The sequence below is a fragment of the Nitrospirota bacterium genome, from assembly GCA_016214855.1.
Lineage (GTDB): Bacteria > Nitrospirota > Thermodesulfovibrionia > Thermodesulfovibrionales > UBA6898 > UBA6898.
Genome location: JACRMT010000004.1, coordinates 383,787 through 393,539, shown reverse-complemented (window position 1 = coordinate 393,539; position 9,753 = coordinate 383,787). Strand labels below are relative to the sequence as shown.

The 9,753-nt window shown below is 50.1% G+C and carries 2 protein-coding genes and 11 pseudogenes; all 13 read left to right on the top strand.

Annotation, left to right across the window (positions count from 1 at the left end; genetic code table 11):
• Positions 1 to 471: 471 nt before the first annotated feature.
• Complete coding sequence (locus tag HZB62_03980; protein MBI5074310.1) at positions 472 to 1,053, top strand: putative metal-binding motif-containing protein; 582 nt, start codon at positions 472 to 474, stop codon at positions 1,051 to 1,053.
• Between the two features lie 144 nt (positions 1,054 to 1,197).
• On the top strand, positions 1,198 to 2,559 hold the full coding sequence (locus HZB62_03975) for a tandem-95 repeat protein (GenBank protein ID MBI5074309.1): 1,362 nt from the start codon (positions 1,198 to 1,200) through the stop codon (positions 2,557 to 2,559).
• A gap of 97 nt (positions 2,560 to 2,656) precedes the next feature.
• Positions 2,657 to 3,490 (top strand): annotated as a pseudogene (locus tag HZB62_03970) (hypothetical protein).
• A 276-nt stretch (positions 3,491 to 3,766) separates the two neighbouring features.
• Positions 3,767 to 4,075: pseudogene (locus tag HZB62_03965) on the top strand (thrombospondin type 3 repeat-containing protein).
• Between the two features lie 180 nt (positions 4,076 to 4,255).
• Positions 4,256 to 4,606 (top strand): annotated as a pseudogene (locus tag HZB62_03960) (DUF1566 domain-containing protein).
• 30 nt (positions 4,607 to 4,636) lie between these two features.
• Positions 4,637 to 5,350: pseudogene (locus HZB62_03955) on the top strand (DUF1566 domain-containing protein).
• A 93-nt stretch (positions 5,351 to 5,443) separates the two neighbouring features.
• Positions 5,444 to 5,749, top strand: a pseudogene (locus tag HZB62_03950) (thrombospondin type 3 repeat-containing protein).
• 432 nt (positions 5,750 to 6,181) lie between these two features.
• Positions 6,182 to 6,664: pseudogene (locus HZB62_03945) on the top strand (DUF1566 domain-containing protein).
• A pseudogene (locus tag HZB62_03940) lies at positions 6,650 to 6,847 on the top strand (DUF11 domain-containing protein). Before HZB62_03945 ends, HZB62_03940 begins: the two co-directional pseudogenes overlap by 15 nt.
• A gap of 51 nt (positions 6,848 to 6,898) precedes the next feature.
• A pseudogene (locus HZB62_03935) lies at positions 6,899 to 7,534 on the top strand (thrombospondin type 3 repeat-containing protein).
• A 375-nt stretch (positions 7,535 to 7,909) separates the two neighbouring features.
• Positions 7,910 to 8,350: pseudogene (locus HZB62_03930) on the top strand (DUF1566 domain-containing protein).
• A 144-nt stretch (positions 8,351 to 8,494) separates the two neighbouring features.
• Positions 8,495 to 9,109: pseudogene (locus HZB62_03925) on the top strand (thrombospondin type 3 repeat-containing protein).
• An 84-nt stretch (positions 9,110 to 9,193) separates the two neighbouring features.
• Positions 9,194 to 9,568: pseudogene (locus HZB62_03920) on the top strand (DUF1566 domain-containing protein).
• Positions 9,569 to 9,753 lie beyond the last annotated feature (185 nt).

Genomic DNA, 9,753 nt, shown 5'->3' with positions numbered 1-9,753 from the left:
AATGGGCAACCGGTCACGAGCGGCGAGGTCACGCTGTCAATAAACGGCAGTTTTTCTCCGATTGCTCGTTATACATTAGGCAGTAATAAGAGTGCACTGGATACCTTTATCCTGCGTGTGCCGATAGATTCGCAGACCCCCCGCGATCCATCGGCCGCTCTTCCGGGTGAATCTGCAGGTATTTTTCTAAACGGCAAGCTTATTGCGAGCGCAACCATAGGGCCGCGCGGTTCGGTCACGAAAATTCCTCTTGATGACTGCGCTACGCCGACAACCTATTATCCAGATGCTGACAATGACGGGTACCCTGGTTCGGGGATCATAACTTCTTGTGTCAGGCCCTCGGGGTATAAGACTCTGCAGGAGTTGATCTCGAGTGCTGCCGACTGTAACGACAATGACGCTTCGATCCATTCCGGTACTGCATTCTATAGAGACGCTGATGGCGACGGATATGGAAATCCCTCGGTTATGGTCATTGCCTGCTTTCTTCCTGCCGGATACATCTCCAATAATACTGACTGTAATGACAATGACGCTTCGATCCATTCCGGTGTTGTCTTCTATAGAGACGCTGACGGCGACGGATATGGAAATCCCTCGGTTACGGTTATTGCCTGCTCACTTCCTGCCGGATATGTCTCCAATAATACTGACTGCGATGACAGCAATGCCTCTATTTATCCTGGCGCAGCTGAGATATGTGACAAGAAGGACAATGACTGTGATGGAATAGTGGACAATCAGTGTGTCGGTGATGATGGCAAGATGTGCCGCAACAGTCATTATCTGAAAGCAAAGAATTGGATAATCAAGGCCTATACCATGAGGGAGTCAACCGGGCTCTATTCAGTATACCTTGAGGTTATAGACACGACCGGCCAGCGTCCAGCTTCGGCAATTACCAGGATGATTACGAACCCTCTTCTGATTTCGTCTGAGGGTGAAGCATCGGATATTACGATGGTATTTGATGAGGCCGAATCGGCCGCTTATATGCTGTACACAACAGCTGCCGGACAGGTCCTGACGAAAGTGCCTGTCGGTCAATAGCCTGCTGACACAGGGGATGAGGTATTGAAATGGGAAGAATATTAACAGCTGACGCGGGTGTTGCAGAAACGGACATTGACGAAAAAATGGAATCGGATATACGACTGACAGCATATAAAAACGTATTAGCAAAGGGAGGCTGCAATGGATAGATCCTGGAAAAAGAGAAGATCTTCACGGTTGGCAACATATGGAATAGCTGTATCGCTCCTGCTTGGGCTGCTATGCCCGACAGCGGTCTTTGCCGGTTCGCTTAATGCACCGGCTGGCCCTGGGGCGCAGAGCACAACGAGATATACGTTAAAGAATATCTATGACCGATTAAACGACGGTACTGCAGGGACCCCGCTTCCTGCCACACCCTTTGCCGAGCCCCCGGTCGGAGCGATCAGTCCGACCATAACTGGCACGACAGATTATCCTCTGAACGACATTATGGGCCTGCTCCCTGCGCTGGATAACACAAACGGCGCCTTGCAGAGTGAGGTTTGCAATACCAAGACCTTCTGGGGTCTTAGAACCGGTGGCTGGGGTAATATAACAGGAAGTCGCACATGCAACAGACGGCCCAAGGCAGTGGATGACAGCGTTACGACAAATGAAGACACACCGTCAGCAGCGATAATTGTCCTTTCAAACGATACTGATGATGATGGCGATACATTGACCGTATCCACTTTTAACACAGCATCAGCCGATGGGGGTACCGTAGCCAGAGTTGGAACGACCCAGACTCTCTCGTACACCCCCCCCCTCAATTTCAACGGCAAGGACTCGTTTCAGTACACGGTGAGTGACGGCAGCTTAACAGACACAGGCACGGTCATTGTAACCGTAACCGCAGTAAATGATCCGCCGACTGCCTCAAATGGTTCATTCACAGTAACCGAAAACGGGATACTTAACGGAAACCTCGTCGGAAGTGATCCTGAAGGCAGTACCCTGACTTACAGTATTGTTGCTGCACCCCCTCACGGCACAGTTACGATCATTCCTAATACAAATGCATTTATACTTGACGCATCAGCGTATGAGCCACCGACCCAGGCAAATGTTTCTAACGATTTTACGTTTAGGGTAAATGACGGGACAGTAAATTCAACAACTGCAACCATCAGTATTACCATCACTGCAGTCAATGACGTTCCTGTGCTTGCAGCGAATAATCTCCTCACAGTGACTTCCGGCAGTTTTGCTGTTATCCAGAACACTTCTCTTAATGTTACCGATGTTGATAATACTACTGCACAGATTACTTACACGGTGACAACTCTTCCTACAAAGGGACAGCTGCAGTTAAGAAGCAGCGGTTCAGGTTGTACCGGTACAGGTACATGGTCAGCAGTAGTGGTAAACGGGACATTTTTGCAGGCTGATATCGATAATTGCGACTTGAGATATAGTGACACAGGCCCGGCAAGCACAGGCACTGACAGTTTCACGTTTACCGTATCTGACGGTTCAGGCGGGTCAATCGGCTCTACCACTTTTAATATTACCTTATAACTGAGCGAGAGCAATCATAATCATGCTTTGTCTGAAAGACTCACAGGGCAGAAGATTATAAGCAGATGACAATAAAGTTCAATAATAAGGAGCTCTTATGAAAACGGCCCAAGCCAGATATAGAAAAATACTCATCGAAACCATGATATTGGTGCTCCTGCTGCCGGCCATTGCATTGGCAGCGCCGCTTCCGGGCACTAATGTCAGCGGCTTTGCATGGTCCGAGACAGCCGGCTGGCTTAATGCCGCAGAAGGCATGCAGATTGTTGATGGCAGTACCGGCTATCTGACTGGGTATATTTGGGCTGAAAATATTGGCTGGATACAGCTCGGGTATGGTTCTGCCGGTCCTTATACCAACACAAATGGGACTAATTGGGGCGTCAATGTCAACCTTGTTAACGGTTTGCTCTCAGGTTATGGATGGAGCGAACTCGCAGGATGGATCAACTTCAATCCTTCATGTACAGAGCTGTGCCCTCCTGTAGTAGCAGCAAAGTATAATGTGCCTGCACTTGGCGGTGAAAATGTCGAAAAATTCACCGGTGCTGTCTGGTCCGAAAACCTCGGCTGGATAAAACTGACAGGCAGGAAAGGTGCCGACCCAATCAACGGCGAGGAATATGGTTTGAAAAAGCGGCCAATCCTCAGCATTACAGATGTTTCTGTCAATGAAGATGCTGGTGATGCAGTGCTGACTGTATCGTTAAGCAAGACGACTAACGAGACCGTGCACTTCAGCTATTATACGCAAGATGGTACTGCGATCGGCAGTGTCAGCGGTACGACGGATGATTATACCATCAGCGGCACTGTTGCGTTACCTCTGTCGGGCTCCATCTCTCCCAATCAACCTTCTGCTGAAATCAGGATACCGATCAGAAATGACCACGAGGTTGAAGGTGACGAAACTTTTACTGTCCACATCAGTTCATCGAACGCGCTGGTCTTCGTCGATGCTGCTACGGTTACGATCATTGATAATGACTTCACGCTCAACGTAAACAAACTCGGAACAGGGAGCGGGACTATACGTTCAACGTCCGTCATCCCGTCTGGACCTGCTATTTCATGCACTGGAGCATGTTCTGAGATCTATACAAAAAACGATACCATAACGCTTGAGGCAACTCCAAATGATCTCGTCTCGACCTTTATCGGCTGGACAGGCGACTGCACCGGCGCTTCAAAAACATGCACTCTGGTGATGACCTCAAACCGTGTGGTCAATGCGATCTTTGGACAGGACACTGACAGCGACGGCATTGCAGATGACGGTGACTTGAGCGGTACAGCGGGTGACAATAAGTGCAGGGGTGGTAATACGGTTAATTGTGACGATAACTGCCCGAATGTCCATAATCCTGATCAGGCCGATGCTGACGGCAACGGCATTGGTGACGCCTGTGACGGTGATGCTGACGGTGACGGTATTGCGGATCTGCAGGATAATTGTTCTTCAGTGTTTAATCCCGACCAACGGGATTCTGATCATGATGGCAGGGGTGATGCGTGTCAGGTGAATCTTTCTGATACAGGTCAGACTATCTGCTATAATGCTTCTGGCTCACCTATAGCATGTCCGACAGCAGGCAGTATACTGGCCCAGGACGGCAGTTATCTGATTAAATCCCCCTCTTTCACGGTGGACAGAGGCACGGTGATTGATAATGTTACCGGCCTTGTGTGGCAGCAGATGACAGGAACCCAGACCTATACCTGGAATCAGGCGAGCGGGACTGCATCTGCCAATACTGGAATTGGCGATAATCCCGGTGGCGTTGTGAATATCTGTGGCAATCTTACTCTGAATGGACATGACGATTGGAGACTCCCTTCCATGAAGGAACTTGTTACCTTGATGGATTATGCTGAGCGTACTGACAATATGTCGATTGATACCTCAGTATTTTTGTCCACCAAGACCGATTACTGGTCTTCTGATTCCTTTGCCCTTTCCTCTGATATAGCATGGAATGTTAACTTTGCTACAGGAACGTTTCTCCCTGTCGGCAAGTCAAGCAAATCGTATGTGAAATGCGTAAGAGGTAATCCCCTGCATTTCAACGAGTATGCGATGTTTGACAATGGCACTCCCGGCGACACATCTGACGATTGGGTGCTCGACAAAGGGACAAACCTCATGTGGGAAAGGGGCTTCTCCGGTCCATTGGACTGGAGTGCTGCTACGAGCTATTGCGAGAATAGTCAATTAAGTCAAACTGTGGCAACAGGTTCAGTACGGTTTATGACCGGCAACTCCGGTTCGGTGACCGGCATTACGGTAGACGGCGTGCAGATCATGGATACTGGGTCACCGGTGCCATTTACCACGAACCTCCAGCAGTTGGCTACAGCAGTTGCAGCCAATATCAATGCATATAGCTCTACGCCTGAGTATACGGCAACATCTTCAGGCCCTATCGTTACGATCAGTGCTGCAGCGCTGACAGGGACCGGGCCGAACACCTTCTCTGTTGTCAGCACGGTATCAGGGAATATAACCAAGGTTGACCTGAATATGGCAGGAGGGACAGCGCTACGTTCAGACTGGAGACTCCCCAATATTAAGGAGCTTGCATCCTTAACCAGCCTCGAAATGGCCAACCCTGCGATCGATACCCGCGATACGACTGTTTTCCGGGGCTTCCTCGATGAGAACGATACGTCAAAGTTCTGGTCATCTACGACGAATGTTGCTGATAAGACTATTGCATGGGGCATCTATTTTGACTATGGCTATTCATATCCGTTTTACAAGAACGAAACCAACTATGTCCGTTGCGTCAGGGGCGGCCGTGAAGCAGTGTTGACGGTTGTAGTGCAGGGTGATGTGCCGGGACAGGTGACGGCAGACCATGACGGCATAGATGGTGACGGAAACATGATTAACTGTCCGGGTGACCAGCAGGATGCATGTTTTGATATCTATGCATTCGAGGAAAAGGTGATCCTTACCGCAACGCCGAATCGGCCTTCCGTATCTCCTCCGGATGCGACACAGACCAGATTTGTGGGATGGTCCGGAGGCGGTTGTCTCAGCACGGGCGATCCGGAAGGCGATACATGTGAGGTCACGATAAACGCAAACATTACCGTAACCGCAATATTTGCATATGATTCTGACTTCGATAATGACCTTATATGGGATTCAATTGATAATTGTCCATATGTTCCCAACACAGACCAGGCTGATACTGATAATGATGGGGTAGGGGATGCCTGTGAACTGAGACTCCCTGATACAGGCCAGACCACACACTATGCATCTGTGACGGGGGATGATTCCGATTATTTCATCTACCCGCCTTCGTTGATTAACAACGGCAACGGCACAGTAACAGACCTGAACACGCATCTTATGTGGCAGAGGGCTGACGACGATACAAACTACAACTGGTATGAGGCAATGGGTATTTCCGATGCGTTCAATCCCAATGCAAAGCTTGACGTATGCGGTAGTCTTGTTGCTGGAGGACATTCTGACTGGCGACTGCCAAAGAAGAAGGAACTACTCAGCATTGTGAATTACCAATTCAAGAACCCGGCTGTTGAGACGTCAATTTTCCCGGGCATGAATACGCAGAACTACTGGACAGCCACCACATATGCCGACGGCCAGATAAATGCCTGGGCCGTGCACTTTGGCAGCGGGCAGACAACTTTCTCACGGAAAGATAATAAATACAGGGTCTTGTGTGTCAGGCACACTCCTTTATCATTTGATAATTTCCACGATAACGGAAACGGCACCATACAGGACAATTCTACCGGTCTTGTATGGCAGCAGACACCTGCGACATCCAGGACATGGGAGCAGGCCATCTCCTATTGCGAGGATCTCGAACTCCCCAGCGCCAGCGGCGTAACCGACTGGAGAGCTCCGAATATACGAGAACTGGAGACAATTGCTGATGATGCTTTACCATCTGCTTCCAATAATGCCGCTGTCGATAATTCTTTCTTCTATGGAGTAAATGCAACCGGCTATTGGTCATCAACGACCAGTTCGGAATATGTTGATAATGCCTGGTTCGCCGATTTTGCAAGCGGCGGTACTTCTTATGCCCTCAAGAACGGCTTCAAGAGCATCCGGTGTGTTCGTGGAGGCAGATCGGGTTCAATTGGAGAGGCAGAGCTCTCTCTGCAGAAGGTTGCGGCAACAGATTCACCTGACCCGGTTGTTGTGAACAACAATATTACCTATTCGATAACAGTCTCCAATAACGGGCCATTTGAGGCGCACGAAGTTGTCCTGACAGATACCTATTCTGCCGGCACATTCGTCTCAGGAAACTGGACAGGAGGAACGGGCTGTATTGATAATTCCTCAGGTACAATGACCTGTGCAATAGGGGATATCGGAATTGGTGGGGACATTCTGGTGACGATCGTTATTGCTGCTCCGTCTGCACCGGCGACGATTATGAATACTGCTACTGTTACAGCACTGACCCATGATGGCGACTTATCGAACAACGCGGTGTCTCTCAGCACGGTTGCAGGATATGACCATCAGACGCTTTCAGTTTCTTTGAAGGGGACCGGCTCGGGGAAGGTAACGAGCTCTCCTTCAGGAATAGATACCGCAATCAATGATTATAGTGAATCGTTCCCAATCGGTCCGCCTGAGGTTGCTCTTACCGCAGTGCCGAGTATCGGGTCAGTCTTTGAAGGCTGGTCAGGTGGCGGGTGCTCAGGAACAGGAACGTGCTCGGTCTTGATAAATGCAGATATTACGGTGACAGCCACCTTTATCCTTGATTCGGATGAGGATGGAATCCCTGATGTTGCGGACAACTGTCCATTTGTCTGGAATCCCGGACAGGCCGACAGCGACGGGGATAGCATTGGCGATGCCTGTGATGATGATCGGGATGGCGACGGTATTCCCAACGGGATTGACAATTGTCCTTCTGTGCCGAACCCTGATCGGGCTGATACGGATGGAGATGGAATCGGAGACGCCTGCGAACTCAGGCTTGCCGATACCGGTCAGACTGGTGATTTTACCGAGACCTTCGGCGAAGACTCGGACTACGCGATTAATCTGCCTTTATTTATTGACCATGGAGACGGTACGGTTACTGACCTGAACACTCATCTCATGTGGCAGGCAGAAGATAACAATACCTCATATTTATGGGACGATGCGGGAGCCTATTGCTCTTCTCTGATGCTCGGCGGGTTTGTGGGTGACTGGCGGATGCCGTCAGTCAAAGAGCTTATGGGTATTGTCGACTTCGGTCAAAGCTCTCCTGCCATAGATGCTCTGTATTTCCCGGGTACAGAGCCGGCGAAATACTGGTCGCGTGATACATTCAGCAGCGCACCGTCAGATGCATGGGCAATAGACTTTGCGGGTGGCTTTGTGAATATTCATACAAAGAGTATTCCGCAAAGGGTTCGCTGCGTTCGGGAAACTGAAATTGTCTATGGCAGTTTTACGGACAATACTGACGGCACAGTCTCTGATCTTACTACCGGGCTGACGTGGCAGCAGTCGGATGATAATACTCCGAGGACATGGGAAGAGGCTCTGGGCTATTGTGAGAATCTTGAATTGCCGACATCACCTCTTGTGAATGATTGGCGGCTTCCCAATATCAAGGAGCTGCAGTCTCTTGCCGCCAGGGACAGAACAGATCCTGCGATTAACCCGCTACTGATTGGTGCTGATAGCGCACGTTACTGGTCGTCAACAACGAGGCAGTCTGCCAGCGCAGAAGCCTGGACAGTTGATTTCCTGGAAGGGAGTGTTACCGCAGGGACGAAGACAGACAGCCAGTACAGTATTTCACCACTTAAGCAGTATCTTGTCAGGTGCGTCCGTGGAGGACGTGCAGGGTCACTGGGAGAGGCTGAGCTCTCTGTTGTCCTTACTGGTCCGACCGGTCCAGCAGCGCCGGTGATTGTGAATGTTCCAGTGCCGTTTATGGCAACGGTGCATAACAATGGTCCTTTTGATGCCGTAGGGGTAGTACTTTCCGAAGTGCTTCCTGCCGGAACTGTTCTTGTCTCCGGTTCCTGGAACAACGGGGCGTGCGATCTCGGTAAAGCAATCTGTGAAATTGGATCACTGGCAAGCGGCAGTGATGTTATAGTTGACCTCATCATTCAGGCTCAGGGCACACCGGGACTTATGACAAATACGGTGACAGTCAGCTCTATAACCAATGATGATTACAGGGCCAATAATACGTCCGCTGTTGTTACCCAGGTCGATTCTGATAATGACTTAGACCTGATCCCGGACAGCATTGACAATTGTCCACTTGTTTATAACCCTGATCAGCTTGATACGGATGGGGATGGCCTCGGTGATGCGTGTGACCCGGATAAGGACAATGATGGCGTCTTAAACGGGGTGGACAACTGCCCGCTTATCGCGAATACCGATCAGCTTGATACGGATGGGGATGGCCTCGGTGATGCGTGTGACCCGGATAAGGACAATGATGGCGTCTTAAACGGGGTGGACAACTGTCCGCTGGTCAATAATCCGAAACAGACGGATACGGATGGGGATGGTATCGGTGATGCGTGCGAGATTAAATTCCCTGATTCAGGTCAGCTTATACCCTTCACCAATCCGCATGTCCCGGGTGAAGACGCAGACTATGCTACAAACCCAATGTCTATTACTGACAATGGCGACGGCACGGTTACCGATAATAATACCCATCTGATGTGGCAGAAGATCGATGATAACGCGCTGAGGACAAAGGCAGCGGCCAAGGCGTATTGTGAAGGAATGTCCCTTGGGCTGTATCCTGGCGGATTCTATCCTGACTGGCGTCTGCCGAGCAAGAAGGAACTTCTGAGCATTGTTAACTTTGGGATCTATAATCCGTCCCTCAGTGCCCCATTCCTTGCAGCGGATCCTGCTCCTTACTGGGTGGATACGGAATATAAGGACAGTGCAGGAATGGCATGGAACCTCGACTTTTTTATGGGTCATGCGGATGGCCATGCTGTTACAACGACGTCGCTAACACGCTGTGTGCGCGGAAAGGCCCTGATCTATCCTGACCTTCATACAAACGGGGACGGGACAGTCTCGGACAATGCCACCGGCCTTATCTGGCTGCAGGGAGAAACAGTGGCCAAGACGTGGCTGGACGCGCTGGATTACTGTGAAAATCTCGAATTCCCTGCCTTGTCAGGAATAATTGACTGGCGTCTGCCTGATGT